This is a genomic window from Candidatus Planktophila dulcis, from assembly GCF_002288225.1.
GTDB lineage: Bacteria > Actinomycetota > Actinomycetes > Nanopelagicales > Nanopelagicaceae > Planktophila > Planktophila dulcis.
Map to the genome: position 1 here is coordinate 293,299 of NZ_CP016777.1, position 26,073 is coordinate 319,371.

Here is a 26,073-nt window from a genome sequence, read left to right on the forward strand (position 1 = left end):
TGGTTAATAACCAGGTCCCTTTTGCTTTCCAAGATAGTTTTTATCCACAAGTTGACCCAATTAAAAATTTCACCAGTTGCTAAATGCGTACCTTCGCTCCCGTGTTGGGGGCGTGTTGTAATTGGCAGCAATCGTGTTTACCAAACCCGAAGTGCGGGTTCAAATCCCGTCGCCTCCACCACAGTCTTAACTGTTGCAGCTCGATCTATTGGTAATGGTCAAAAGAGTTGCAGCAGATATGCATGGGAGGGCCCCGAGAAATCGAGGCCCTTTCCAGTTTCTTGGCTCGTTAGGTGAGAATTCGATATTCTCAGTTCATGACTTCAGAAAAAGTTCGCTCCGAGATTTTCAATACAGGCAATCCCAAGATTAAGTCTGCTCGAATCATTGTTGAGGCAAGCCCGTCGACGATTTTTGCAATTCTCAGTAATCCCAAGAGACATAGAGATATCGACGGTAGCGCTACCGTTACTGCAAATGTGAGTGGCCCTGAGGCCCTAGTCCTTGGATCGAAATTCGGAATGAAGATGAGACTTGGAATTACTTATTGGATTACAAATACAGTTGTTGAGTATAAGAAGGATGAACTCATCGCTTGGCGCCACCTCGGCCGCTGGAGATGGCGATATGAGCTGACGGATCTTGGGAATGGCTCAACGCAAGTTACTGAGAGCTTCGACGGAACTTATGCACCAGCGGTTGCGCAGGTGTGGCTGAACTTTCGTAAGGCTTACCCTTGGACCCAACTCGCTGTGGCAAAGACTTTGGTGCGTTTGAAAGCCGTCGCTGAGGCGAGTTAAGGTACCGGAATGAAATTTCTCATCTCAGTAATTGATGATCTCTCTAATTCGGGTACTCCTGCTGAGATGGTTGCCATTGATGCATTTAATGATCAACTTCGCGCCAATGGCCAGTGGATATTCGCCTGGGGAATGCAGGCTCCTGAGACAGCAACGGTGATTGATAATCGCGGTGGAGCCAATTCAGAAACAGGTCATCCACTATTCGATTCCAAAGAGCATTACAGCGGGCTCTGGTTGATTGAAGCAGCCGATGCAGCAACTGCAAAGAAGTTGGCTTTTGATGCCTCAAATGCATGCAACCGAAAAGTTGAACTACGCCCGCTTCACTGAATTAGCTAACGAAAGTAATAATCGCACCAGTAACAATTAAGTTCGGTACATTCAGATGTTTAAAGTTGAGACTGAGCGAAGATCATTGCATCTGCTAAAAGCTCAACCGATTCCTCTTCATAGTTAGTTCTAAAACTATTACTTGACTCTATTCACATTTGATAAGGCCCATAGAACGCAGAGAACGATTCCGATAGCAGATAACGCCATCGTAAGCGTTACGGTTTCACCAAGTAGGAGCGCAGACCAACCCAAAGTCATGATTGCTTGCAATTGCTGCACCTGAGATCCGTGAGCAACACCAAAGTCACGTAGCCCTCGATACCAAGCAAAGAAGCCTAGATACATTGAGGACAAACCAATTGCTAGCAATCCAAAGAGTGCATCACCATGGAATGAGTAATCTGCATTTGTCTGCGCATAGACAAAGGCTGCGGCAGGTAGTGCGATGGGAAGACTTACAACGACAACCCAGGAAATGACCTGCCAACCAGGCATATGCGAGGTCAGTGCAGCACCTTCCACATAACAGTAGGAGGAAGCGATCACTGCTCCAATAATGAGCAGATCAGTCTTGAGATCTGCATTGGTGCCGCCACCACGAGTGATGGAAAATGCCACGAGAAGGACTGTTCCAAGTGATGAAGCAACCCAGAAAGAAAGTCCAGGATGCTTCTTATGTTTAATGACTGCGATGATTGCTGTAACAAGGGGCATCACAGCTGCAATCACTGAAACATGTGCTGAAGTGGTTCTCTGTAAAGCAAGTGCAATCAAGATTGGCCAACCAAAGACAGCACCTGCTGCCGTAAATGCTGTGGGCTTCCACAAATTACGAGGAAGCATCGGAACTTTGGCAATCATCATCAGCGGTATTGCTATGACTGCAGCAATCACAGGGCGTGCAAAAGCTGTAAAGAATGGATCAAAGCTCTTCAGGGCCAGCTTGGTAAATGGCAGTGAGAGTGAGAATGCAAAGATTCCAAGAAAGGCGAAGAGCAGCCCACTTCGTTGGGTCTTACTCAGCGCTACTGCCATGTACTTACTTGAGATTAACTTTGATTGATTTACCTGTGTGAGCTGATTCATGAGCTGCATCGGCAAGAATGAGGGCAGCTCGTCCATCATCGTAGGTTGAACCTAGAACTTTGCCAGTCTTGATTCCCTCGATAAAGAGTTTGAGTTCATTGCGGTAGGAGTCTGCATAGCGCTCAAGGAAGAAGTCCATAAATGGCTCCCCTGCAGTAGTTCCATCCTTGGTAAATGACTTCACCGTTGTATCGGAGAGGTTGCTGATCTGAAGCATTCCCTTATCACCGAAGATTTCAGCGCGCTGGTCATAACCAAAAGCCGCATGGCGAGAGTTCACCACTGTGATGAGCTCATTATTTGAGCCCTTCATAATGACGCTGATATTGTCGAAATCGCCTTCTTCTTTAATGTAATCACAGAAGCTGTTGGCACCGAATGCAGTCACTTCAACAATATCTGGGACAAAATTACGAGCCATATCAAAGTCATGGATCGTCATATCTCTAAAGATTCCTCCAGAGACTGCGATGTAGCCTTGAGGTGCTGGCCCTGGATCACGGCTTGTAAGGATCACTTGTTCTACGGTTCCGATTGCACCGCTTGCAACCTTTGCCTTAAGCGCTTTGTACTGTGGATCTTGTCTGCGGTTAAAACCAAGAGTGATATTGGTCTTTGCAGAGTTCGCTAGCGCACGAAATTCTTCAACATTCTTCACATCAAGATCAATGGGCTTCTCACACAGTGCGTGCACACCAGCTGCGATGCATTCACGTAGGAGCGGAATATGAGTTGCTGTTGGTGATCCGATAATGACTGCATCAATCTCACCTGAGGCAATAACTGCTGAAGGATCATTAGAGACTTTGCCACCAAATGCTGCTGTGACCTTCTTCGCATTCTCTTCAAATGGATCAACTACATAGACAAGCTCAAGTTCGGGGGTGTCATTGACGCTTCCAGCGTGAACATAGCCAATGCGACCGGCACCGATAATTGCGATTCTGAGTTTCTGTGTCATTGCATGAGCCTATTCCTAGATGAGTAGTGGGTGAAATTACTTGTAGCGAGTTCCGATGAGATTGCCAATCTCAAGAACGGTCTTGATATTGGAGAGTGAATCGTGATGTGTGTAAAGAGGGCCTTCAAGAAGACCTTGGTCAACATATTGAGCAAAGGCATGCACCTGATAGATAAGCCCAAAATGTTCAGGAATTCCAAGGTCATCAACCCACGTGCTCTGAGCTCCATTAAATGTGGATTCGTGGAAGGTAATAGAAGATGGAGTAAACCAAGGGGTTCCAAATGTGATTGCACCCTTTGAACCAGAGACCCCAGCCCAGTGAGGAAGAGTTGTGCGAGCTGAGAGAACGAAGTTAGAACGTGATCCATTAGCAAAGCGCATAAAGGTATGAGTCTCTTCATCAATATCATTGGGATGTAACTTTCCAAATGCATGAATCTCGTCGGGATTACCTAAGAATTGTTGAGACAGAGCCGCCGGGTAGATACCCATATCAATAATGGGATTTCCGCCACCCAGAGTAAAGAGGCGAGTAACTCCGAGATTGTTCTGGCAGAAGTTAGAGACAACGAGTTCAACATCACCGAGTGCACCATCTGCAACTAGTTGTCGGGCAATATCCATCTGTGGCAAGAAGCGTGTCCACATCGCCTCCATAGCAAGAACCTTCTTCGCTTTAGCCGCTGCATAGATCTGCTGCGCCTCGTCGTAATCCATAGTGATTGGCTTTTCTATCAACACATGCTTGCCTGCGTTAATGGCAACAAGTGCGACCTCTAAGCGATCTGATGGAAGTGTGCCGAGGTAGATGGCATCAATATCATCGCGAGCAGCAAGTTCTTCATAAGAGTTATGGAAGGAGTCGATATTCCACTTCTGAGCAAAAGCTTCAGCTTTGCCAGGTGTGCGAGATGCCACTGCAACAAATTGTTGATTTGAATTAAGTTGCGCGGTTTTTACCATCGCCTCTGAAATCCAACCTGCACCAAAGATTCCCCACCGTAGTGGCTTTGATTCAGCTGCTGTGAAGATATGTGGCTTTGGTAGTGCGCTCATTATTAGCCTTTACTTATCTGGATTAGGAACGGTGACATCACGAACAAATGATTCGAGATCGTTAACTGATTGCAAGAATCCACGAAGTGTACGCAGAGTTCCTCCGAAGTTTGTGAAATCTTCTACTGCAAGACCATCAACGTCATACATCTTTCTAAACTCTGGGAAGTTCTCCAAGAGTGGGTCAAGAATGCGGGCTTCGATTGGCTCATTCACACTATTGAGGTTGGGGGTAATTCCCATCTCATTGATCTTGACCTGCCATGAATATGGGGGAGAGATGACGCAATCCCCACCGAGAATTTCAGACCAGTGCATGTGGTTACGAAAGGCAGCTGAGAGCAAACGTGTGCGATAGCCGCGCTGCTGATAAATCTTGTGTGCATTCCTAAAGACTGCAACACCTGACCACTCTAAGATCTCTGGATCGACTTTAGCGCCCAATTTTTCGGCGCTCACTTTCACCCAATCATCAACACGTCCCACCATGATGGTGCAGACAGGGCCCATCTGCGAGATATCAAGACCTTCTGCTTCACGGCGCTTAAGACCCCGTTCGATCGCTTCAGCAACTGCCACCGTTTGTGCCACAGAGAATGAAACTGTCGCATTCAGGCTCACACCTTGATATGTAGCCTCTTCAAAAGCAGATATTGCCTCAGTCGTGACAGGAATTTTCACAATCATATTCTTGGCAAGCCGTGAAAACTCCACTGCTTGTTCTGCAAGCGCCTGTGCATTTCTGAAGTTACGAGGGTCAGTTTGAATCGAAAGACGACCATTGCGGCCGTTGTATTTCTCAAACTCACCTTCAAGCAGCTTTGCAGCATTTGTTGAGAGCTCTTTAACCATCGCCCAACCAATTTCATCTTCTGTGGCTGCCGGATGAGACTTGGCATATTCCTTAATGCGAGAGACCCAGTGAGGTGCATCTGCCTTGATAGCAGTCAGTGCAATAACCGGATTGCATGTTGCTCCAACGATTCCCCAGTTAAGTGCATCCTTTAACTCTTTGGGATCTGCCGAGTCATTCCAGAGAACTGTTGGGGAGTTCTCCTTCATATAGAGAAATGGTGATTGAGTCATTTCTCTACTTCACTCGAGCAGCGCGTGTTGCAGCAAGGATGTGCTCGCGTGTGCGCTGGGCAATAGGAAATGGCATATCAACTGGGCATCCATACATATCTTGCTCAATGATGGCAAAGATTTCTGGATTGATTTCTAGTGCGCGCTCAATGATGGGAGCAAACTTTGGAACTCCTTCAAAGCCAGGCTCTGTCATAACGCCCTTGGCAACGGCGTCACCAAAAGGAACATCATTCTTTAGCGTCTCAGCCAAGATATCGGGATGCACTTGCTTCAGATGCAAGTATCCAATGCGCTCTGGATAAGCGTTCATCAACTTGAGGTTATCGCCCAAGTAATAAGCAAAGTGACCGGTATCAAGGCATAGATTTGAATACTTCGGATCAGTCTCTTGCAGGTAGCGCTCAACTTCTTGATAGGTACCGATATGGCTATCTGCATGGGAGTGGAATTGTTGATGGATTCCAAACTCTTCAAGAAGTGCCTTACCTAACTTGTTATGTCCTGCTGCAAGTCGCTTCCACTGCTCATTAGAGAGTGTGCGTGATTCTCGAGCTTGACCGGTCTTGTCATCTCGCCATAGATCTGGAATAACAACGAGGTGTTCAACACCTAACTTGGAGACTAGGTTTGCCACAGCAAGTGCTTGATCCCAAGCTCGCTGCCATTGGCTCTCATCTTCCTTGTGAAAACCTGTAAAGACTGTTCCCGCAGTCATTTTTAAGTTTCGCTTACCGAGCTCATCTTCAAGCTGCTTAGGATCTGTTGGAAGATAACCGTAGGGTCCAAGTTCAATCCAGTGGTAACCAGCTTCTACAACTTCATCAAGGAAGCGATCCCAAGGAACCTGATGCGGTTCACTGGGAAACCAGACGCCCCATGAATCAGGTGCTGTGCCTACGCGGATCTGTGCTGTCATGACTTGCCCCTATTTCTTATCTTTTGTGCCGTTACCAAGCAACGGACGTTGCAACTTAATCTCATCTGAGTACTGCTTATAGGCATCCTGCGTGCTCTTCAGAGTTGAAATCGGTGCGATGGGAACATCCCACCACCCTTCTCCACCAGGTGAGTAGATCAAAGGATCGCTATTGATATGAATAAGAGTTGAAATCGAAGACTGCTTAGCCTTCTTCACAGCTTCATGAAGATCTGCAATGGCTGATGTGGTTTGCTTGATATCAATAACAGTAATGCCAAGACTTGCAGCATTGGCTGCAAGATCTACGGGGAGCTTTTCACCACGCTCAAAGTTATTGCCAGCCTGATCTTTGAAGCGGTATTGCGTTCCAAAGCGCTCTGAACCGATACTTTCTGAGAGATGGCCGATAGATGCATAGCCGTGGTTTTGAATCAGAACGATTATTACTTTGAGTCCTTCAGCTACTGCCGAAACAATTTCAGTATGCATCATGAGATAGGAACCATCTCCCACCATCACAATCGGAGTTGCACCGGCGCGCGCTGCACCTAACCCCGCTGCAATCTCATATCCCATGCAAGAGAATGCATATTCAACGTGATAACCAAGCGGTGAGCGAACGCGCCAGAGTTTATGGAGATCACCCGGAAGTGAACCTGCAGCGCAGATGAGAGTGTCTGTGGCATCAGATGCCGATTGCACAGCATGAATAATCTCTGTCTGACTTGGCAGTGCTAGCTTTTGATCAACAAATGCTGCATCGACTACTGCATCCCATTCTGACTTATCTTTTGCGTATTTGCTCTGATATTCAGACGTTGTTGCAAAGGTTGAAAGAAGTGCTGTGAGCTCTTTTAAGCTCTCGCGGGCATCTGCCACAACAGGCAGCGCACTTCCATGCTTAAAGGCATCAAAGGATGCGATATTGATATTGATAAATCGAACATTAGGATTTTGAAACGCTGTGCGGCTTGAAGTGGTGAAATCGCTATAGCGAGTACCAATTCCAATGACTAGATCAGCCTCTTTTGCCGCTCTATTGGCAGCAGTTGTTCCAGTGGCTCCAACAGAGCCCAGAAGTTGTGGATGATCCCAATTCAGTGAGCCAACACCTGCTTGAGAAGTTCCCACAGGAATCTTGGTCTGCTCAACGAATGTCTGAAGCGCATCGTGTGCATCAGAGTAAATCACTCCACCACCAGCAACAATGAATGGGCGCTTTGAAGATGCAATCACGCGAGCGACCTCTGCAAGTTGAGCTGCTTCCGCACGAGGACGGCGGATATGCCAATCACGATCTGCAAGGAACTCTTCCGGCACATCAATCACTTCCGCCTGCACATCTTCAGGTAGGCATATTGTTACCGCCCCTGTTTCAACGGGATCTGTGAGAACTCGCATTGCGCCCATTAACGCTGAGAAGAGTTGCTCTGGTCTTTGCACGCGATCAAAGAAGCGAGAGAGCGGCTTAAATGCATCGTTAACTGAAAGAGTTGCATCATGTGGCATCTCAAGTTGTTGCAAGACAGGATCTGATGCGCGATTGGCAAAGGTGTCAGAGGGAAGAAGCAGAACGGGAAGATGATTTGTTGTGGCAACGGCGGCTCCAGTGAGCATGTTGGTAGCCCCTGGACCCACAGATGCCGTGCAGGCAAATGTTGCACGACGACGTTTCATGCGAGCAAAGGCAGATGATTCATGCACCATCGCTTGCTCATTGCGTGCTTGGTAATACGGCATCAAGGATGGGTTTTCAACAGAGAGTTGCTTGAGCGCTTGACCAATACCGGCAACATTCCCATGTCCGAAGATTCCAAAGACACCTTGAATGGTGCGTTCGCGGTGATCGCCATCGACTGTGTATTGATGAGAAAGGAATTCAACAACTGCTTGGCTAACTGTCATTTTGCGTGTGGCCATATCAAATCCTTTCTGTGCTTCCGTAGGGCAATCTTGGGTCGCTTTGCTGTGATTGCCAAGAGTCACGAATCCACACTTGGTCGGGATGATCTGTTGCATTCCAAGCGCGATCTGGGTCAGGTCCTGCCATCACATTAAAGAAGTAGAGGTCATATCCAGGTCCAGCAGCTGCAGGTCCATGCCAACCGTAGGGAACAAGTGCCACATCGCCTGAATGAACCTCTTCATTGACATCGTAGGGGCGGCTATCTGCAGATGTCCCACGGAAATATCCGAACGGTAATGAACTAGGCGGCGTCTTTGCACCACGAGTAACTGCGCTTTGGAAGTAGTAGATCTCCTCCAACTCAGATTCTTTCCCAGGGATATAGACATCGTGCTTATGTGAAGGAGAGCCAGACCAATTGCCTGCAGGAACGATAACTTCGCAGACAATCATGCGATCTGCATCCAGGGTCTCAGGCATCCCTAAGTTATGTACTTGGCGAGTTTCTCGGCCTGCACCACGTAAAGAGATAGAGACATCTTCCTTTGCCACATATCTCACAGCCTTCACCTTTGTTGCTGGAGTTTGTCCCACTGCAATGCGACCCACTCCTGAAATCGTTGCCGAAGTATTGATGGGTAAGTAGATGAAATCTGCAGGACCGTGAAAGACGGATGTGCGCCCGTGAAGTATCTGACTCGATGTATTGCCATCGTGTGTGTACTCAACGAGAAATTCTTGGCCTTCAAGCGGAAAGATAATTCTTTCATTGGAATCTGCAGGCAGCGTAAGAGACTTACTTTCAGTCAAAGTTCCTATGCGAAGACCTGTGTACTTCCAACCTGCAACAGGTGGGCTCTGCGGATCAAGAAATACATCCCAGCCATCGCGAGATAACTCGCCGTGACGGAAATACCACTTGTCGGCAGAGGACATCTGGGTTATTAGTTCTGTGGGAAGCCGAGGTTGATTCCACCATGGCTTGGATCAAGCCAACGGGAGGTAATTGCCTTACCGCGCGTGAAGAAGTGAACGCCTTCAACACCGTGTGCTTTGGTATCACCAAAGAGTGATTGCTTCCATCCACCGAAGGAGTAGTAAGCAACAGGCACAGGGATTGGAACGTTGATACCGACCATACCGACCTGAATCTCATTCTGGAATCGGCGAGCAGCTCCACCATCGTTGGTAAAGATCGCTGTTCCATTTCCGAATGCACCGCTATTGATCAGTGCAACACCTTCGTCATAGCTCTTCACGCGCACGATAGAAAGGACCGGTCCAAAGATCTCTTCGGTATAGACCTTAGAAGTAGTTGGAACCTTGTCGACCAAGGTGGGTGCAAGCCAGAAACCGTTGGCATCGCCATCAACCGTTGGGTTACGGCCATCGACAACAACAGTTGCGCCATCTTTTTCAGCAATATCGATATACGAGGCGACCTTGTCGCGGTGTTCACGGGTAACAAGTGGACCCATATCGCAGCCACGGCGACCATCACCTGTGCGCAGCTTGCCCATACGTTCAACAATCTTTGGAATCAACTTATCTGCAACGGGTTCAACGGCAACGACGACTGAGATGGCCATGCAGCGCTCGCCCGCGCTACCAAAACCTGCATTGATTGCAGAGTCTGCAACGAGTTCAAGATCGGCATCCGGCAGGACCAACATATGGTTCTTTGCCCCACCTAGCGCTTGAACGCGCTTGCCTGTGCGAGATGCGCTCTCATAGATGTATTTAGCTATAGGGGTAGAGCCAACGAATGAGATGGATTCAACGTCAGGGCTATTGAGAAGTCCATCTACTGATTCCTTGTCACCATTGAGAACATTAAACACACCATCAGGTAGTCCCGCCTCTTTCCAAAGCTTTGCAACCCACATCGATGCAGATGGATCTTTCTCAGATGGCTTAATGACAACTGTATTTCCAGCAGCGATTGCAATCGGGAAGAACCACATGGGAACCATTGCAGGGAAGTTAAAGGGGCTAATAATTCCTACGACGCCAAGAGGCTGACGAGTTGAGTAGACATCAACGCCAGTTGAAACGTTCTCTGAGTAAAAGCCTTTGAGTAGGTGGGGGATACCAGTTGCGAATTCAACAACTTCTTGACCACGAGTGATTTCACCGAGTGCATCTGAGAGAACCTTGCCGTGTTCGCTGGTGATAATTTCTGCTAATTCACCTTTACGTGAATTGAGAAGCTCGCGGAAGGTGAAGATGATTTGCTGACGCTTAGCAAGGGATTCATCGCGCCAAGCAGGAAATGCATCCTTTGCAGCTTTGATTGCTGCATCAATTTCAGCTTGGTTTGCGAGAGCAACGCGCTTCGTCTCTACACCGAGAGCTGGATCATAAACAGGTGATGTTCTACCCGATGTGCTTACGAATTCAGCACCATTGATCCAGTGATTGACGATTGTGCTCATTTTTCCCCCTTGGAGTCAGAGTCCGATTCTAGGGGTGAGTTTGCTGTTCCAGTAAGTCGCATCTAAAATTCACTCGATTCAGGAGAGTTCCTAGATAGAGTCACGGCGTCAAGAAGGTCAAAGAGCCTCAGGAGAAGAAAATATGAAGAGAACGATTGCAAAGGCTTGGAAAACTCTTCCATCGGCTGTGCGCAAAACAATCGTTGGAGTTATCGGATCCACTCTCATCATTCTTGGCTCACTCCTTGTAGTTCTTCCTGGGCCTTTTACTCTTCCACTGATTATCCTCGGACTATTTGTTCTTGGTCTTGAATATGCATGGGCACGACGCACTCTAGAAAGAGTTAAAGAACAGGGTGCGAAGTTCAATCCTCTGAAACTATTTAAGAAGCAATAATTTCTTTTCGTGAGCAATGCAAAGATGAGCCGAATTGTTCTTGTGCAAGAGCTCGATGAAAATCAGTGGACTCGCTATCGCGACATTCGCCTTGCCGCTCTTGAAAGTGATGGCCATGCCTTCGGAGGAAATTTAGATTCTGAACGGCTCTTCACAGAAAGTGAATGGCGATCTAAGGCTCGCCAATATATTGCACTCGTAGCCGTTGTTGGCGCAGAAGATATAGGCATGATGACTGTTGAGAATCTCAAAGGAGATTTCGGTGCAACAAGCTGGGTAGGTAGCTGCTGGGTGGATCCTGAATACAGACAGCATGGAGCTCTTCGCGCACTCTTTGAACATTTAGATCTTCACGCAGCTCAGAGGGATTGGTCTGTGCAAGGACTCGGAGTCTGGGTTGATAACGAGATTGCTATTACAGCCTATGAAAAGTTAGGTTTTGAAAAGATGGGCGAGAAGCAGGAAAGTACGCGTAAGCCTGGGATGTATTACCAGCGGATGCTGAGAAAGTCTGTTGCTCGCTAAAGTTTAGAGCGAAACTCGATACTGACGTTTTCCAGATTCAAGAACATAGGTGTCATAGAGCTTTCGGGCTGTCTCGTTATCTTCATCGGTATTCCAGTAGAGACGCGAACACTTATTCTCAATAGCAAATGCCTTTACATAATCAATGAGCGCACGGCCTGCCCCTGAGCCACGCACAGCAGGATCCACAAAGAGATCTTCTAGATAGCAGTGGCCATTGGGAGACCATGTTGAGTTTTGAAGGTTATATGTCGTGAAGCCAACAAGAGTTCCGTCGCGTTCTGCAACAGCACATTTCATATTGAAATCTGGATCCATGATGCGAGTCCATGTGCGCTCCGTCTGTTCGGCAGGAACTGTTGTCTTATAGAAGTCGAGATATCCCTGCCAGAGAACGAGCCAGCGCTGCTTATCTCCAGCTTTGATTGGACGAATCGATGTAGACATTAGAGCCCAAATGAAGGGTACTTATCGGAGACCAAGATGAATGCGTAGCCATTAACACGGTTCCAGAAGCGGATTGTCTTGAAAACAAACTTGCCAGCCCACTTTGGATAATTTCCTGTGGCTGATGTCATGATCCAGGCGATGAATGTCATGCCCAGTGCAATCACAGAATAAACAAGTCCAACAAGAATAAGTGGAATGGAGAGGAACCACTTCACAAGAGGAAGCCAGCGGTTGAGTGACTTGCCACCCTTGATCTCTGGAAACTCAACGCCAATATTCTTATTGCGTTCAATCGATGGGTATTCATCAGTGAGCAGGAGTGCGTAGGCAATCACGCGAGTCTGTAGTTCAAGAAATGCCTGGTTAAAAGTCAGCACGTAGCTTGGATAGACCTCACGAAATACCAGAGTCAGAAGCGGTGGCAAGATGATCAGACCAGCTGCAAATCCTGCATTCGATTGAATGGCAAAGGAGCAGATCAATACTGCGACCGGGAAAACAAGGATTCCGCGCCAGAAAACGGTGGTCTTATTGCGCTTCTTATAGGTGATCTCTATGTCAGTCTTGATTTGTTTGCTCATATCTAAATTCTATCTTGCGCATGTACTCTTTCCTAATGAGCACACGTGAATATGCAGTAATTACTGGCGCAAGTAGTGGAATTGGTGCTGCAACAGCACGAGCCCTGGCAGAAAATGGATTTCACGTTATCGCTGCAGCAAGGCGAATAGATAAATTGCAAGAACTCGCTGCAAGCTCTGAGAACATTGAAGCCTTCGAACTCGATGTTACTCACCAAACAAGTGTTGATTCTTTGGTTGCTCATCTTGGAAATGCAAAAGTCACCGTGTTGGTTCATAGCGCAGGTGGTGCATTTGATGCCGATTCAGTGATGGATTCTGATCCTGCTCTATGGCAGAAGACTTTTGATATCAACGTGGTGGGCGCTGTGCGCATGGTCAAAGCCCTCACACCAATCTTCCGTGAGCATCGCAAGGGTCATATCGTTCTAATCACTTCAACTGCAGCCCACCGCACCTATGAGAACGGTGGCAGTTATGCAGCAGCAAAGTTTGGTGAGGCATCCCTTGTCGATACTTTGCGTCTTGAACTCAATGGTGAACCGATTCGTATCTCAGAGATTGCACCAGGAATTGTGAAGACAGAGGAATTTGCCAAGATTAGATACAAGGGCAATACCGATGCTGCTGCAAAGATCTATGAGGGTATTGAGAAGCCGCTGATTGCAGAAGATGTTGCTGAAGCTATTCGCTGGGTTGTCATGCTTCCGGATCACTTCAATGTGGATTCAATGATGATCAAGCCACTCGCTCAGGCTGTCTCACACAAGGTTTATCGCAAACCTATTCGTTAGTAATTTCTCTTTAAGAGTTTTTAACGACTCGATAAGTGGCAAGTGATGAATCTGTTGCATAGGCGATACGAACACCAGCATCACGTGATGCGCTCAATCCTTCAACAATCTGTTTTGTGAGTAGCTCTCCTGGGGCAACAACTGCAACACCGGGTGGATATGGAGCGATGAGATCTGCAGAAATTCGCCCCACAGCGTTTGCCGCAGTTACCATCTCAGTCTCGGCAAAATAGGCATCGCGCATGGATGCAGCACGCTGCGGAATAACTGACCAACTCAGCGCTGTGGCACTCTCTCGTCGTCGTTCTTGGCGCTTCTTTAAAATAGGAATCAGCACATCAGCTAAGTGATCGAAATCTGCCTGGGTATCAGCAATCGTGCCAAGAAAGACAATCGTGTCGCGATCTGCCATCTCAACGCGGATGCCTTTGGCCTGTAGATCTTCTTCAATATCGACCCCTGATGCACCCAGCTGCTGCACGCGAAGCACAATCTTGGATGGATCAAAGCGTCCTTCAGGAAAATCTGATGGATAGAGAAATATAGGAAGCGGGAATTCTGCTTGCACCATCTCTTTAAAGCGATGGATATTGCTCAAAAGCTTGCCAATAAGTTCTTCGCCTCTTGTTTCAAGCAGGGCGCGAACACCATCGATAGATGCAAGGGGAGCACCCGCAGGAGATGTGGTGTGAGTTGTTTCAAAGCTCTGTTCAAGTCGCTCGGCGCTGAGCAGTGTTGTGCGAGCTAAGAGAAGTGCGGATGCGCTATATCCAGGAAGTGCTTTATGAGTACTAGTAATAAGTGCATCTGCACCCACTTGAAATGCATGACGCGGTAGTTCTGGATGGAATCCAAAGTGACCACCCCATGCAGCATCGAGAATGACAGGAACATCTACTGCATGTGCTGCATTGATTAATGCTGGAAGATCTGAAATTGTTCCGAGGTATCCAGGTTCTGTCAGAAGTACTGCGATGGGCTTCTCACTCAGCGCACGCTTGAGTTCACTGACTCCAATTCCAATCGGAACTCCAGTTGCACCATCAATCTCCGGAGACATCCAGATGGGTTCAAGCCCTGCTAAAACAAGAGCGCTTAAAACCGAACGGTGTGCTGTGCGAGAGACTGCGACTTTGTCGCCAGGTTTTCCGAGAGCGAAGATGATTGCCTGGTTTGCGTGAGTTGATCCACCTGTGGAAAAGCGCGCATAGTCAGCGCCCCACAATTTTGCAGCAAGATTTTCCGCCTTCTTGAGCGTCTGGTTCGTTAACTTGATTTCATCAAGGCCGCCATAGAGAGGTGTATCTGCATCAACGACTGCGCCTAACCCAGCATCGAGGGCGCTTGTCTTCTGCTTATGGCCTGGGATGGTGAAGGGAGTTCGAGCGCTCTCGAAGTATGAGAGATAAGCATCGAGTAGTGGTGCGCTCTCTCTGAGGTTGCTCATGTGGCAAGCCTAACTTGTACCAAGGAGTACTTGGGCACTCACAGCAAAGTAAGGGCCTTAGACTTTGACCATGACATCACAGGATCGCCTCCCACAATCACGCCACTTGGCCACTGATATTCCAGGGCCGTTATCAACTGCTGCAATGCAGCGACGTAAAGAGGCTGTATCTGGGGGACTAGGAACTGCAATGCCGGTGATTGTTAGCCGTGCGCATAATGCAATTATTGAAGATATCGATGGCAATCGAATCATCGATTTAGGTTCAGGTATTGGTGTTGTCAGCGTTGGAAACTCAGCGCCTCGCGTTGTGAAAGCAGTTCAGGAAGCTGTTGCCAACTTTACTCACACCAACTTCACCACTGTTCCATATTTGGGATATATCGAAGTCTGTGAAGCACTTAATCGTCTGACACCTGGAAAGTTTAAGAAGAAGTCAATTCTTCAAAATTCTGGAGCTGAAGCTGTAGAAAATGCAATCAAGATTGCACGTCACTACACAAAGCGTCCAGCAGTTGTCGTCTTTGAACACGCCTATCACGGCCGTACCAATTTAACGATGGCACTGACTGCAAAGAATCTTCCATATAAGGATGGCTTTGGTCCATTTGCCAGCGAGATCTATCGCATGCCAATGCCTTACTCATATCGCTACGATGGCAATCTTGCGACTATTGCAGAAGATTCACTTGCACATGTGATTTCAAAGATTGAGAAAGAAATCGGTGCACATAATGTTGCGGCAATCATCATCGAACCTGTGATTGGCGAAGGTGGATTTATCGTGCCACCTGCTGGATTTATGCCAGGCCTTCAGAAGTTTGCAACAGAGAATAAAATTGTCTTCATCGCAGATGAAGTCCAATCAGGTTTTGCCCGCACAGGAAAGATGTTTGCTGTTGAGCATGAAAATATTGAGCCAGACATGATCATCACCGCAAAGGGAATCGCTGGTGGAATGCCACTTGCTGCAGTGACAGCTCGCGCAGAGATCATGGATTCATCACACGTCGGTGGCCTTGGTGGAACATATGGTGGAAATCCTGTTGTCTGCGCCGCAGCTCTTGCTGTTATCGAAACGATTGAGGAAGAAAAGCTTGTCGATCGCGCAGCGCATATCGGCACCATTCTCTTTGATTCACTCAATGCCCTCAAGGCTAAGTACCCAATCATTGGTGAAGTGCGCGGACGTGGTGCCATGGTTGCAATCGAGCTTGTTCACGCTGGCACCAAGGATCCAAATCCAGAAGCGATGGCAAAGGTCATTAAGTATTGCCAGAGCAAGGGTGTTCTCATTCTTACTGCAGGCACCTACGGCAATGTCATCCGCTTCTTGCCACCACTCGTGATTACCGATGAGCTTCTCAAGGATGCCCTCGGCGTTCTTGCTGAAGGCTTCGCAACTCTCTAACCCACCCTCAGCAATCACCGCAATATCTCACCCCTTAAGGGGTGATTTTGGCTTCACATCCCCCCGCTTTTCCATCACCCTAACACCGTGGCAACGGCAAAGGGTGAGGCAGCGGAGTTCGAAGTAGATCCTGGGGTGACCCTTTCGCGCACTCTCATTCCAACCTTGCCGCCAAATTACTTATCCCGAAAGCATCTATTTCCTCTTCTCGATAATTCATCACCAAGTACGACAGTCGTCATTGCACCTGCCGGGTACGGAAAGACTTCCCTTGTTGCCGAATGGGCGCTCGCGCATCGTGATCGCGTTATCTGGTTAACCATTGCCGAAAGCGATTCGCTTGAAGATATGGCAGCGCTCTTTATTCAAGCGACGAGAAATATTCTTCCAGGCTTTGCACCATGGTTTGAAGGCGAAGCAAGTGTTCGCCCAGTGGAAGTAGTGAGACGTTGGGGCAATGAACTTCTTGCAACAGGTAAAGATTACATTTTTGTCATCGACAATCTCCGTGAACATACCAATCGTGACGTCGATATTGCTTCGCGCCTTGTTGAGCAATTTCCCAAGAACATTCAATTCGTAACAATCCGCCGAGATTCTTTAGAAACCGTTTATGCCACATTCGCTTCACGAGGAGCGCTCTCAGTAGTTACTGCCAACGATCTCCAATTCTCCGACAATGAGATTTCAACCCTAGCTGTGATGCACGGTATTCAATATGAAAATTTCGATATTCGGCAGTCACTCGATGGAGCTCGGGGATGGCCTGCCGCTGTCTCGATGCTAGTTCATCAAATTGGAAAGAATAAGAAGCCAATTGATTTTGAGAAGTTGGTTTCTTCACAATCCGAACCTCTAAGGGCTTTAGCTTCATCCGTAATTAACTCACTTGATAATCAGACACGATTCCTGATTACTTCCCTTGCTGTCGTTAAAGAATTTACCCATGAAATGGCTGAAGTAATCCTCGGCGATGAATATTCATATGATGCCATTAACCAGATAGCACTTGATGGCAACTACTTCACTCAAACAGGATCTCCAGAGCAGAGCTTTGAATTTTCGACACTGGTACGAGAAGTACTTCTGACAGAACTTCGAAAAGATAAGTACCAGAAGACGAGAATTCACTCGACGCTTCTTGCATTTCATGAGAATCGCAACGAACCCAATCTCGCCTTAGAACACGCCTATCTTGCAGGCGATTTCGAGAAAGTCGCAGAAATTTTCCCTGATGCTGCTCGAATCTTGCAGGCAACAGGTCGAGGACGCGAGCTCATTCGCTGGTCCATCTTTGCCGGTGACAATTCAGAGTTAGGTTTACTCAAGCGTGCGACAGTTGAATTGGCAGGACGATTAGCCAATCAAGAGTATGACTCGGTTTTGAGCATGATTGATCAGATGAATTTTAATGCAAAGGGCACGGTCCTCGAAGGATTCATCAAGCAACTCACATATGGATCTAGAGCACATGTAGAGATGGCGTTAGGGCGTTTTGATGAGTTCGATCAGAGCTACGCAATTGCGATGTCGAATAGTGACGGCCCAATCACCTTTGGAATAGAAGAGCAGATTGGCCTATTACGCCTTGCCGCGATGAAGAGCTTTATTCTGGATGAGACTGAATCGGTAGAAGCTTTGTATGAAGAGGCGAAAGCGCTAGCCAATAAATCTAAACTTCCCAATAACCACCTATTGCTCTCATCTATGAATGCGATGGCGCTCTTTCAGCGTGGTGACTATCGCAGAGCTTTTGAGGCCGCATCAGTGACATATTCTCAATTCACAAAAAGAGGCTACGTCGGAATTTATGGTCCGCTAGATTCGATGTTCATCATTGCGCGCTGCCATCTTGAATTTGCTAGACCCCGCGAGGCCTTTGAGGTCTTCGGACAGATTAAACACTTGGGCGAGCAGTGGCAGCAATGGGTTTGGCATTTCTTTGCCGACGGTTACTTTGCTCGCGATCTTGTGATACGCGGGATGGCGACTGAGGCGCTCGACAATATTAAGCGAGCCAGAGAACGGGCGAGTGAAATTGAATTTTCAGAAGGCCTGGTTTCAATCATTGATTTGAGCGAACTCTTCATTCGATTCACCCTTAAAGATAAAGAGCGCCTAGGGGCGCTCTTAGAACGAGCACCAAAACTGCGATTTGTACAACAGATAAGGCTTGCCTACGACGAGCGCATGGGCAAGAAATCCGTACGAGAAGAAGTGAAGAACCTTCCTGCACGCACTCCTCGCGAAAAGATTTGGAAACATCTCGCTGATGCTCACGAAGTAATTGATCAAGAGAATATGGCGCTGAAGGAGATGAAGAAGGCTCTTGAAGTCGGAGCCACAGTAGGTGCGAAAGAAACCTTCCTTCGTCAATCATCGGAAATGGGGAACCTCATCTTGAAAATTGCTGGCGAGAATCCAACTGTTTATCTTGAAGATCTAGCCTCTAGCGTTGCCGAGCGCATTAAGTCAGATGCCAACCGACCAACAGAATTCGCTTCATCGCTGACAAAGCGCGAACTCGAAGTTTTGAGACATTTATCAACGGATCGCCCAATCAGTGCCATTGCTACCTCACTTCATATCTCGCTGAATACGATGAAGACTCACCTAAAGAATCTTTATCGCAAGATGGAAGTCGATGGACGCGTAAACGCTGTCGAGAAAGCTAAGGCTCACTTCCTTCTCTAAAGACATGCGATAATTCGCTTGTGATTGAGCCTGTGATTGTTACGCCCCGACTTGAGCTCCATCATCTCTCAGCCCAAGCAATTATTGACTTATTTGAAAAGCAAGACGATGTAGCAGCAATCGCTGGGCGAGGTTTTACCAACCCTCATCAGAATTTAGTGAAAGAAAGTGGACCTCTGGGCTGGCGAGTGCCACAAGTAAAAGTGGATTCATCGGTCAACAAATGGTTTGTGCGCTTTATTGTTCTGAAAGAGAGTAAAGAAGTGATCGGCAGTACCAGCTTTCATGGCGTCCCAGATGCCGACGGGATGATGGAAATTGGCCTCGGGATTGAAGAGGCTTTTCGCAACCAAGGTTATGCGCGTGAGGCGCTAGCGGGGATGTGGAAATGGGTAAGTACTTTTCCTGAAGTAAAAACCTTGCGATACACCGTGAGCCCCGAGAACCCTCCATCAATCGCTGTGATTAACTACTTCGGATTTGAATATAAGGGCCAGCAGATGGATGAGGTTGATGGCCCTGAAAACATCTACGAGATGAGCACTGCGGATTTTTTAAAGAAATGGGGGAGTGATGAGCAGCGATGATTTTGATGCCATTGTTGGCGATATCGATGATGAACTCGATCTGACTCTTTTTGCAGATGCCACTGAACTCTCAGATGAGGTCACCGTTCAAATCCTTGCCGCAATTGAAAAGGGTCTGAAACTCAAGAGCCAATTTCATCTCGTTCTCACCGGCGGAACGCTGGGCGTGCAGATCTCTGAAGCACTTGTCAATGAATTTAATGCCGACCCAGATGGGTTTGCCGGTCTTCACATCTGGTGGAGCGATGAACGCTTTGTTCAAGGCGATAGCGTCGAGCGCAACGCATTTCCCTTCCATGGAACAGTGACCAACACAGCAGTAGTGATCCACGAAGTGTTGGCATCTGATGTTGCCAAAAGCGTTGAGGAAGCAGTCAGTGATTACGAGTTAGCACTTGAAAACGTTGATATCGATCTCAATATTTTGGGACTTGGCCCTGATGGCCACGTGGCATCCCTCTTTCCTGGCTTAGCTGATGTGGATGATCATCGCCGAATCTTTGCGATTACTGATTCACCAAAGCCGCCTGCTGTGCGAGTTTCATTCACGATGTCATTGATTAATAGTGCACACGAGGTGTGGATTGTTGCTGCGGGCGAAAGTAAAGCTGATGCAGTGACAAAAATTATTGAAGGAGATCTTTCAATACCGGCGAGTTATGTTCGAGGTCATTCGCATACTCGTCTGATTGTTGATACCGAAGCCTTCTTTTCAGAGTAATTTCACCTAAAATTCGCCTGAATTCGGATGGATGACCAATCACGCGTTAGACTACGAACCTCAACGTTGAGCGTTTTCTACAACGAATAGGCATATTCATGGCAACTACGAATTTCGGAATGGTCGGCCTAGGCCGCATGGGCGCAAATATCGTCCGCCGCCTTGCACTCCATAACATCACATCTGCTGTCTATGACGTCAGCCCTGATGCCGTAAAGACTCTTGCTGCCGAAGGTGCAATCGGTGCAACCGATATGGCAAACCTTGCCTCACAACTTTCAACACCGCGCACAATCTGGATCATGGTGCCTGCAGCCGTTACTGATTCAACAATCGCATCACTGGCTGAACATCTCTCACCAGGGGATACCGTCATCGATGGTGGAAATAGTTATTACAAGAACGATTTGAAGAACGCCGAGTTTTTGAAGGCCAAGGGAATCAACTTCGTTGATGTTGGAACTTCAGGTGGTGTCTATGGACTTGAGCGTGGTTACTCACTGATGATCGGTGGAGATGACGCTGTTGTGAAGTCACTGGATCCCATCTTTAAAGCACTCTGCCCAGGAGTTGAATCAGCAGAGCGCACACCAGGTCGCACAGGTGAACCATCTCAAGCTGAATACGGCTATTTGCACTGTGGGCCAATTGGTTCAGGCCACTTCGTGAAGATGATTCACAATGGAATTGAATACGGAATGATGGCAGCTTTTGCTGAAGGTCTTGCAATCTTTGAAGCTGCAGATGAGATGACGCCTGCATATGACCTTGATATTCCAGCAATTACTGAAGTCTGGCGCCGCGGAAGCGTTGTTGCTTCTTGGCTACTTGATCTCACAGCGCAAGCACTTGTTGAATCTACGGAACTGAAAGAATATTCAACTGAAGTCAGCGATAGCGGTGAAGGTCGCTGGACTGTGCAGGCGGCAATTGAAGCTGGAATTCCAGCGCACGTCTTGAGCGCCTCGCTCTATGCGCGCTTTGCTTCCCGCAACAATGATGAATTTGCCAACCGAGTATTGAGTGCGATGCGCTATAAATTTGGTGGTCATAATGAGAAGCCACAGGCTAAGTAATGAAGGCTGATGCTTTAGTTCTATTTGGCGCGACCGGAGATCTTGCAAAGAAGAAGCTATTTCCGGCTCTCTATGACCTTGAAGATCTTGGTGAACTAGATGTAAAGATCTTTGGTGTTGCATCCTCGAAATGGACCCAGGATGTCTTTAAAGAGAATGTGGAAAGCTCGGTCCGTGCTCGTAAGCCCGATGTAGATGAGAAGGCCCTTGCCAAGCTACTAGGTGAAATGCAACTGATTGTGGGCGACTATGAAGATCCACAAACCTTTATTGAACTTGCCGAAGCAATCAAAGATTTCAAACTTCCCGTAATCTACTTAGCTATTGCACCTGAATACTTTGCTCGCATCACAGAAGCACTTGCCACCGTAGGTATTACTCGTCGTGCTCGTGTTGTTGTGGAAAAGCCATTTGGTCGTGACCTTGAGAGTGCGCGCGCCCTGGACTCAGAACTAAAGAAATTACTTCCAGAAGATCAGATCTATCGCATCGATCACTACCTTGGAAAAGAGGCGGTAGAAGATCTCTTGGTATTCCGCTTTGCCAATACCCTCTTTGAGCCTGTCTGGAATCGAAATTATGTGTCAAACATCCAGATCACGATGGCTGAGAACTTCGGCATCGATGGTCGAGGAAGTTTCTATGACGGAGTGGGTGCAACGCGCGATGTGCTGCAAAACCATATCCTTCAAGTCTTAACCATGCTCACTATGGAACCGCCTATCGATATGGGTTCTGAGGCGATGCAGAATGAGAAGATCAAGGTTCTCTCTGCTATCCGCGATATCAATAAGAATGATGTCGTCCGCGGGCAATTTGAAGGATTCCTCGATGAAGATGGCGTAGCTGAGAATTCAGATACGGAAACCTTTGTTGCTATGAAATTGTTTATCGATAACTGGCGATGGGCAGGAGTTCCTATCTACCTGCGCACAGGTAAGAAGATGCCTGAGACTGTCCTTGAAGTTATTGTTGAATTTAAGCAACCACCACGTGCGCTCTTCGGAAAGAGCCAATCAAACCAAGTGCGATTCCGCCTTGGTGCTAAAGATGGCGTGGATATCTCGCTCCAGGCGAAGAAGCCTGGAACTAAGTTGATGACAGAGACTGTTGATCTCTCCGTAGAGTTCGTTGCAGAGTTCGGCGATCGCCAAGGTCCATATGAGCGACTACTGCGCGCTGCAATGTTGGGAGATCACTTCCGATTTACTCGTATTGATGCTGTTCTGCACTCATGGCAGATTTTGGAAGATCTCTTAAAGAATCCAAATCCAGTAATCCAATATGAAGGTGGTTCATGGGGACCAGCAGAGGCTCAAGATCTCATTCCTGGTGGATGGTCTCCTGTGGGTAGTGAAGCTGAAAATCTTAAAGATCGACACCACTAATTAATCTCTAGCTTGACCAGATTTATGGGTGTAGCGCCCCATAAATTCTTTCTTCATATCCTGGAATGTGCCATCAATAATTGCCTGTCGCATCTGATCAACTAAGCGCACAATAAATCGCTCATTATGAATAGTGGCAAGTGTTCCAGCCAGCATCTCTTTTCCGCGGAATAGATGACAAAGGTAGGCACGGGTGTAGTTCTTACAGGTGTAGCAATCACATTCATCATCAATCGGGTTGAAATCGCGCACATATGGAGCGTTAGAGACGTTAAAGCGCCCAGTCATTGTGTAGATGGCGCTTGTGCGAGCGATACGAGATGCAAGTACACAATCAAAGGTATCAACACCGTTTTCAACCCCCACAAAGAGATCTTCGGGAGCACCGATTCCAAGTAGGTGCTTGGGTTTGTTTTCAGGAAGAGTTGAGTTCACCCATCCAACGATGGTGCCGAGTGAATCCTTATCGAGCGCCCCACCAATACCGAATCCATCAAACTCAATTCCTGATGAGCTCATTCCACCAAGATCTGATGCTGCTTTTTTGCGTAAATCTTCATATTGAGCACCTTGAATTACTCCAAAGAGTGCTTGATACGGCTTATCAGCTCGCGCATCGGTGAGGCGCTTATGTTCATCAAGACATCGAATGGCCCAGTTATATGTGCGCTCCATTGCAAGCTCTTGGTAGGGGCGAGTGTTGTGAAGAGTTGTGCATTCATCAAAGGCAAACATGATGTCGGCGCCCAATTGATGTTGGATCTGCATTGAGACTTCTGAGGTGAAACGATGCATCGAACCATCGAGGTGGCTCTTAAATGTCACACCTTCATCATCGACATGGGCTAGGCGCTCTTTATTCTTGGCAATGACTTGATCTGATCGAAAGGTCTGCGCATCCATGGCGAGCACCTTCTTAAATCCCACACCGAGTGAGAGAACTTGAAATCCTCCGCTATCGGTAAAGGTGGGCTTATCCCAATTCATAAATGCACCGAGACCGCCTGCCTCATCGAGAACGCTGGGTCCTGGCTGCAAATACAGGTGGTAGGCATTGGCAAGAAGTGCTTGAGCACCAAGTTCTTCCATCGCTTCAGGAAGTACGGTCTTCACATTGGCTTTAGTTCCAACTGGAATGAAAGCGGGAGTCTGAATCTGTCCGTGGGGAGTTGTAATAACCCCTGCTCGCGCTAATCCGGATTCGGGAGCATGGGAAATCTCATAGGAGAAGCCCTTATCTGCGCTAGCCGAAACCATGTTGCATATTGTGTCAGAGTAATAGACTGGCTAAATGCCTCAATTTAAACTCAAAGATGGTCGCGAATTAGAGATTGCCGATAATGGAATCAACTCTGAGAGCGCGATTGTTTTCCATCATGGAACACCAGGCCATGCAAGCTCATGGACTGATTGGCTTGAGTCAGCAGCAACTGCAGGTATTCGCGCTATTGCTTATAGCCGCGCAGGATATGGAACCAGTGATCGCAATCCAGGTCGCAGTGTGATCAATGTGAATTCAGATATTGCTCAAGTGTTAGATGCAAAGAACATCACGAAGTTTGTATCCATCGGTTGGTCTGGTGGAGGCCCACATTGCCTTGCAAATACCTTTGAACCGCGCAACGTTGGTGCAATCTCTCTCGCTGGTGTTGGTGCATTTGGTGTGGATGATCTTGATTTCCTTGAAGGTATGGGACCAGAAAACCATGATGAATTTGGTGCAGCGCTTAAAGGTGAAGCAGTCATTGATCAGTGGATGAATGACAATGCTGGTCCGATGAAATCTGTAACAGGAAGTGACATCATCGAAGCATTTGGTGGACTCATTGGAGATGCCGATAAGGCAGTTCTTGAAGGTGGGGAAGCCGATGCAATGGCAGCATCTATGCGCAGCGCACTTGCTGTCAGCTTCGATGGCTGGATTGATGATGATTTAGTCTTTGTGAAGAAGTGGGGATTTGAATTGGCATCAATCACAAAGCCTGTCTTCTTATGGCAGGGCGATGATGACTTCATGGTTCCTCATGCGCACTCTTACTGGCTAGAAAAACACATTCCAACAGCGACTCTCTCTTTTAAACCCGGGGAAGGTCACATATCTCTGACGGTTAGGTACCGGGCCGACATCTTGGCGCAGGCGCAAAGCCTTTTAAAGTAAATGCTCTATAAGGAATTTACCGTCCTGCTCAATCCGCAGTCACGGAAGATCATCTTTGGTATTTGCCTTAATGCAATAGGTGGCGGAATGACTTTGTCACTGCTACTTGTCTACTTGCACGATATGCGCGGCTTCACCAATACTTTCGGTGGCCTCTTGCTTGCATATGGCTCCTTAGTCAGCATCATTGCCAGCTCACCGATGGGTGCACTTGTCGATCGCATCGGACCGAAAAAGGTAATGATTGGTGGGCTTTTATTGAACTCTGCCGCAGCTTTCTCGTTATCGCAGGTGCAGACTCATTTTCAAGCAGTTATTGTGATTACTGGACTGAACATCGCAGGTCAGGCAATCTGGCCAAGTCAGAGTGTGATCTTGACTCGAGTCACACCAGAGCGAGATCGTCCAAAAATATTTGGCTTTAACTTTATGTTGCTCAATTTAGGTTTGGGAGTTGGTGGCTTACTCTCATCACTGATTATTCAGCGCGGTGACTTACTCTCATTCCAAATCATGTATTGGGTCGATGCCTGCACATTCCTGCTCTATCTACTGATTGTGCTCACTCTGCGTGGGGAGCATGTCAATAAATACATCCCTAAAGAGCATGAACCAAAGACTGGTTCCTATAAAGATCTCTTTGAAATAAAGCCTCTGATGTTCTTAGGCATCGCAGGAATCATCCTCTTCACCTTCGGCTATGGAACGATACAAGCCGGAATTCCAGTTTTTGCAACGCAATTCCTTGGACTCTCACCTAAGTGGCTTGGGATTATCTTTGGCGTGAACACACTCTCGATTGTTATCTTTCAGCCACTTGTGATGCGAGTGATTGATAAGTATTCCAAGTATGCAGCCCTCATTGCCGTGGGATTGGTGTGGGCGCTCTCGTGGGTCTTTGTTGGAATTGCTCCATACCTGCCACTTTTTGCATCCGGTATTGCACTCTCCTTAAGCCAATTTATCTTTGCAGTCGGTGAAATGATTCAAGCTCCTACAATTCCAACTCTTGCAAACGAACTAGCTCCTGAACATATTCGTGGCCGCGCTAATGCGTGGATGAGTTTGCAATGGTCAGTCTCTGGAGTCCTTGGCCCTGCCATCACAGGGCTGATGCTGGGGGCAGATCTTGCAACCGCCTGGATCATCACAATGTTTATCGGCTGTTTTCTTTCAATCCCGCTATTTCTTGCAATGAAGAGGGCTGCAGCGGTCGCGCTATAACGAGTCGGTAACGACCTCTGCAAAATGGG

The 26,073-nt window shown here is 47.5% G+C and carries 25 protein-coding genes and 1 tRNA gene; 14 read left to right on the plus strand and 12 right to left on the minus strand.

The genetic code is table 11. The annotated features are described in order from the left end of the window. Window positions 1-106 precede the first annotated feature (106 nt). The 3 genes from A1sIIA65_RS01515 to A1sIIA65_RS01525 all read left to right on the plus strand — a co-directional run bounded on the left by A1sIIA65_RS01515 (window position 107) and on the right by A1sIIA65_RS01525 (window position 1,133). Window positions 107-181, plus strand: a tRNA-Gly gene (locus tag A1sIIA65_RS01515). Between the two features lie 136 nt (window positions 182-317). Continuing rightward, the gene (locus A1sIIA65_RS01520) at window positions 318-800 is read left to right on the plus strand and encodes an SRPBCC family protein (RefSeq protein WP_095675843.1); all 483 of its coding nucleotides are present in this window, start codon (window positions 318-320) and stop codon (window positions 798-800) included. 9 nt (window positions 801-809) lie between these two features. Next, a complete protein-coding gene (locus tag A1sIIA65_RS01525; protein ID WP_095675844.1) occupies window positions 810-1,133 on the plus strand; it encodes a YciI family protein in 324 nt (107 codons plus the stop codon). Window positions 1,134-1,271: 138 nt separating this feature from the next. On the opposite strand, the gene A1sIIA65_RS01530 is transcribed toward A1sIIA65_RS01525, so the two are convergent. Genes A1sIIA65_RS01530 through A1sIIA65_RS01565 form a run of 8 tightly spaced genes read right to left on the minus strand, consistent with a single transcriptional unit; the run spans window position 1,272 to window position 10,591 of the window. Continuing rightward, complete coding sequence (locus tag A1sIIA65_RS01530; RefSeq protein ID WP_190277131.1) at window positions 1,272-2,222, minus strand: DMT family transporter; 951 nt, start codon at window positions 2,220-2,222, stop codon at window positions 1,272-1,274. Beyond that, window positions 2,176-3,183 (minus strand): Gfo/Idh/MocA family oxidoreductase, encoded by a 1,008-nt coding sequence (locus tag A1sIIA65_RS01535; RefSeq protein WP_095675846.1) that lies wholly within the window; start codon window positions 3,181-3,183, stop codon window positions 2,176-2,178. Before A1sIIA65_RS01535 ends, A1sIIA65_RS01530 begins: the two co-directional genes overlap by 47 nt. Before the next feature lie 36 nt (window positions 3,184-3,219). Continuing rightward, complete coding sequence (locus tag A1sIIA65_RS01540; protein ID WP_095675847.1) at window positions 3,220-4,242, minus strand: Gfo/Idh/MocA family protein; 1,023 nt, start codon at window positions 4,240-4,242, stop codon at window positions 3,220-3,222. Window positions 4,243-4,251: 9 nt separating this feature from the next. Next, window positions 4,252-5,328: a transaldolase family protein gene (locus tag A1sIIA65_RS01545; protein WP_095675848.1), complete on the minus strand. Its 1,077-nt coding sequence runs from the start codon at window positions 5,326-5,328 to the stop codon at window positions 4,252-4,254. A 4-nt stretch (window positions 5,329-5,332) separates the two neighbouring features. Next, complete coding sequence (locus tag A1sIIA65_RS01550; RefSeq protein ID WP_095675849.1) at window positions 5,333-6,247, minus strand: sugar phosphate isomerase/epimerase family protein; 915 nt, start codon at window positions 6,245-6,247, stop codon at window positions 5,333-5,335. Between the two features lie 9 nt (window positions 6,248-6,256). Beyond that, a complete protein-coding gene (gene iolD, locus A1sIIA65_RS01555) occupies window positions 6,257-8,170 on the minus strand; it encodes a 3D-(3,5/4)-trihydroxycyclohexane-1,2-dione acylhydrolase (decyclizing) (protein WP_095675850.1) in 1,914 nt (637 codons plus the stop codon). 1 nt (window position 8,171) lies between these two features. Beyond that, window positions 8,172-9,092 carry a 5-deoxy-glucuronate isomerase gene (iolB, locus tag A1sIIA65_RS01560; RefSeq protein WP_095675851.1) on the minus strand — a complete coding sequence of 307 codons (921 nt, stop codon included), beginning with the start codon at window positions 9,090-9,092 and terminating at the stop codon, window positions 8,172-8,174. Window positions 9,093-9,100: 8 nt separating this feature from the next. After that, entirely contained in the window at window positions 9,101-10,591 is a 1,491-nt protein-coding gene (locus tag A1sIIA65_RS01565) for a CoA-acylating methylmalonate-semialdehyde dehydrogenase (protein ID WP_095675852.1), read from the minus strand. 142 nt (window positions 10,592-10,733) lie between these two features. Between A1sIIA65_RS01565 and A1sIIA65_RS01570 the strand changes: the two genes are divergently transcribed. Beyond that, a complete protein-coding gene (locus A1sIIA65_RS01570; protein ID WP_095675853.1) occupies window positions 10,734-10,988 on the plus strand; it encodes a PGPGW domain-containing protein in 255 nt (84 codons plus the stop codon). A gap of 9 nt (window positions 10,989-10,997) precedes the next feature. Continuing rightward, complete coding sequence (locus A1sIIA65_RS01575; RefSeq protein WP_223298542.1) at window positions 10,998-11,513, plus strand: GNAT family N-acetyltransferase; 516 nt, start codon at window positions 10,998-11,000, stop codon at window positions 11,511-11,513. A gap of 3 nt (window positions 11,514-11,516) precedes the next feature. Here A1sIIA65_RS01575 and A1sIIA65_RS01580 read toward each other — a convergent pair whose 3' ends face one another. Together A1sIIA65_RS01580 and A1sIIA65_RS01585 are read right to left on the minus strand one after the other, a co-directional pair. Next, window positions 11,517-11,960: a GNAT family N-acetyltransferase gene (locus tag A1sIIA65_RS01580; RefSeq protein ID WP_095675854.1), complete on the minus strand. Its 444-nt coding sequence runs from the start codon at window positions 11,958-11,960 to the stop codon at window positions 11,517-11,519. After that, window positions 11,960-12,544 (minus strand): hypothetical protein, encoded by a 585-nt coding sequence (locus tag A1sIIA65_RS01585; protein ID WP_095675855.1) that lies wholly within the window; start codon window positions 12,542-12,544, stop codon window positions 11,960-11,962. The genes A1sIIA65_RS01580 and A1sIIA65_RS01585 overlap by 1 nt, the downstream gene beginning before the upstream one ends. Before the next feature lie 35 nt (window positions 12,545-12,579). On the opposite strand from A1sIIA65_RS01585, the gene A1sIIA65_RS01590 reads away from it, so the two are divergent. Next, on the plus strand, window positions 12,580-13,338 hold the full coding sequence (locus tag A1sIIA65_RS01590) for an SDR family oxidoreductase (RefSeq protein WP_095675856.1): 759 nt from the start codon (window positions 12,580-12,582) through the stop codon (window positions 13,336-13,338). 10 nt (window positions 13,339-13,348) lie between these two features. On the opposite strand, the gene A1sIIA65_RS01595 is transcribed toward A1sIIA65_RS01590, so the two are convergent. Next, entirely contained in the window at window positions 13,349-14,785 is a 1,437-nt protein-coding gene (locus A1sIIA65_RS01595; protein ID WP_095675857.1) for an aminotransferase class I/II-fold pyridoxal phosphate-dependent enzyme, read from the minus strand. A gap of 70 nt (window positions 14,786-14,855) precedes the next feature. On the opposite strand from A1sIIA65_RS01595, the gene gabT reads away from it, so the two are divergent. The 6 genes from gabT to zwf all read left to right on the plus strand — a co-directional run bounded on the left by gabT (window position 14,856) and on the right by zwf (window position 22,662). Then, complete coding sequence (gene gabT / locus A1sIIA65_RS01600) at window positions 14,856-16,196, plus strand: 4-aminobutyrate--2-oxoglutarate transaminase (RefSeq protein WP_095675858.1); 1,341 nt, start codon at window positions 14,856-14,858, stop codon at window positions 16,194-16,196. Window positions 16,197-16,283: 87 nt separating this feature from the next. Further along, a complete protein-coding gene (locus A1sIIA65_RS01605; protein ID WP_095675859.1) occupies window positions 16,284-18,890 on the plus strand; it encodes a LuxR C-terminal-related transcriptional regulator in 2,607 nt (868 codons plus the stop codon). A 20-nt stretch (window positions 18,891-18,910) separates the two neighbouring features. Next, window positions 18,911-19,477, plus strand: coding sequence for a GNAT family N-acetyltransferase (locus A1sIIA65_RS01610; RefSeq protein WP_095675860.1), 567 nt, complete (start codon window positions 18,911-18,913; stop codon window positions 19,475-19,477). Next, a complete protein-coding gene (gene pgl, locus A1sIIA65_RS01615) occupies window positions 19,464-20,198 on the plus strand; it encodes a 6-phosphogluconolactonase (protein ID WP_095675861.1) in 735 nt (244 codons plus the stop codon). The genes A1sIIA65_RS01610 and pgl overlap by 14 nt, the downstream gene beginning before the upstream one ends. A 98-nt stretch (window positions 20,199-20,296) precedes the next feature. Then, window positions 20,297-21,274, plus strand: a complete 978-nt coding sequence (gnd, locus tag A1sIIA65_RS01620) for a phosphogluconate dehydrogenase (NAD(+)-dependent, decarboxylating) (protein WP_095675862.1) — start codon at window positions 20,297-20,299, stop codon at window positions 21,272-21,274. After that, on the plus strand, window positions 21,274-22,662 hold the full coding sequence (zwf, locus tag A1sIIA65_RS01625) for a glucose-6-phosphate dehydrogenase (RefSeq protein WP_095675863.1): 1,389 nt from the start codon (window positions 21,274-21,276) through the stop codon (window positions 22,660-22,662). The genes gnd and zwf overlap by 1 nt, the downstream gene beginning before the upstream one ends. Here the strand turns inward: zwf and tgt are convergent, their stop codons facing one another. Further along, entirely contained in the window at window positions 22,663-23,919 is a 1,257-nt protein-coding gene (gene tgt, locus A1sIIA65_RS01630) for a tRNA guanosine(34) transglycosylase Tgt (protein WP_223298543.1), read from the minus strand. A 34-nt stretch (window positions 23,920-23,953) separates the two neighbouring features. Here tgt and A1sIIA65_RS01635 point away from each other — a divergent pair, with 34 nt between their 5' ends. After that, the gene (locus A1sIIA65_RS01635) at window positions 23,954-24,820 is read left to right on the plus strand and encodes an alpha/beta fold hydrolase (RefSeq protein ID WP_095675864.1); all 867 of its coding nucleotides are present in this window, start codon (window positions 23,954-23,956) and stop codon (window positions 24,818-24,820) included. Continuing rightward, complete coding sequence (locus A1sIIA65_RS01640) at window positions 24,821-26,044, plus strand: MFS transporter (protein ID WP_095675865.1); 1,224 nt, start codon at window positions 24,821-24,823, stop codon at window positions 26,042-26,044. Window positions 26,045-26,073 lie beyond the last annotated feature (29 nt).

What these genes read in the sequence shown, in the direction of transcription:
- A1sIIA65_RS01570 (WP_095675853.1), top strand. Translation starts at nt 10,734, where the DNA reads ATGAAGAGAACGATTGCAAAGGCTTGGAAAACTCTTCCATCGGCTGTG.
- A1sIIA65_RS01540 (WP_095675847.1), bottom strand. Translation starts at nt 4,242, where the DNA reads ATGAGCGCACTACCAAAGCCACATATCTTCACAGCAGCTGAATCAAAG.
- iolD (WP_095675850.1), bottom strand. Translation starts at nt 8,170, where the DNA reads ATGGCCACACGCAAAATGACAGTTAGCCAAGCAGTTGTTGAATTCCTT.
- A1sIIA65_RS01590 (WP_095675856.1), top strand. Translation starts at nt 12,580, where the DNA reads ATGAGCACACGTGAATATGCAGTAATTACTGGCGCAAGTAGTGGAATT.
- tgt (WP_223298543.1), bottom strand. Translation starts at nt 23,919, where the DNA reads ATGGTTTCGGCTAGCGCAGATAAGGGCTTCTCCTATGAGATTTCCCAT.
- pgl (WP_095675861.1), top strand. Translation starts at nt 19,464, where the DNA reads ATGAGCAGCGATGATTTTGATGCCATTGTTGGCGATATCGATGATGAA.
- gnd (WP_095675862.1), top strand. Translation starts at nt 20,297, where the DNA reads ATGGCAACTACGAATTTCGGAATGGTCGGCCTAGGCCGCATGGGCGCA.
- A1sIIA65_RS01580 (WP_095675854.1), bottom strand. Translation starts at nt 11,960, where the DNA reads ATGTCTACATCGATTCGTCCAATCAAAGCTGGAGATAAGCAGCGCTGG.
- iolB (WP_095675851.1), bottom strand. Translation starts at nt 9,092, where the DNA reads ATGTCCTCTGCCGACAAGTGGTATTTCCGTCACGGCGAGTTATCTCGC.
- A1sIIA65_RS01545 (WP_095675848.1), bottom strand. Translation starts at nt 5,328, where the DNA reads ATGACTCAATCACCATTTCTCTATATGAAGGAGAACTCCCCAACAGTT.
- gabT (WP_095675858.1), top strand. Translation starts at nt 14,856, where the DNA reads ATGACATCACAGGATCGCCTCCCACAATCACGCCACTTGGCCACTGAT.
- A1sIIA65_RS01595 (WP_095675857.1), bottom strand. Translation starts at nt 14,785, where the DNA reads ATGAGCAACCTCAGAGAGAGCGCACCACTACTCGATGCTTATCTCTCA.
- A1sIIA65_RS01525 (WP_095675844.1), top strand. Translation starts at nt 810, where the DNA reads ATGAAATTTCTCATCTCAGTAATTGATGATCTCTCTAATTCGGGTACT.
- A1sIIA65_RS01635 (WP_095675864.1), top strand. Translation starts at nt 23,954, where the DNA reads ATGCCTCAATTTAAACTCAAAGATGGTCGCGAATTAGAGATTGCCGAT.
- A1sIIA65_RS01520 (WP_095675843.1), top strand. Translation starts at nt 318, where the DNA reads ATGACTTCAGAAAAAGTTCGCTCCGAGATTTTCAATACAGGCAATCCC.
- A1sIIA65_RS01640 (WP_095675865.1), top strand. Translation starts at nt 24,821, where the DNA reads ATGCTCTATAAGGAATTTACCGTCCTGCTCAATCCGCAGTCACGGAAG.
- zwf (WP_095675863.1), top strand. Translation starts at nt 21,274, where the DNA reads ATGAAGGCTGATGCTTTAGTTCTATTTGGCGCGACCGGAGATCTTGCA.
- A1sIIA65_RS01565 (WP_095675852.1), bottom strand. Translation starts at nt 10,591, where the DNA reads ATGAGCACAATCGTCAATCACTGGATCAATGGTGCTGAATTCGTAAGC.
- A1sIIA65_RS01535 (WP_095675846.1), bottom strand. Translation starts at nt 3,183, where the DNA reads ATGACACAGAAACTCAGAATCGCAATTATCGGTGCCGGTCGCATTGGC.
- A1sIIA65_RS01530 (WP_190277131.1), bottom strand. Translation starts at nt 2,222, where the DNA reads ATGAATCAGCTCACACAGGTAAATCAATCAAAGTTAATCTCAAGTAAG.
- A1sIIA65_RS01585 (WP_095675855.1), bottom strand. Translation starts at nt 12,544, where the DNA reads ATGAGCAAACAAATCAAGACTGACATAGAGATCACCTATAAGAAGCGC.
- A1sIIA65_RS01550 (WP_095675849.1), bottom strand. Translation starts at nt 6,247, where the DNA reads ATGACAGCACAGATCCGCGTAGGCACAGCACCTGATTCATGGGGCGTC.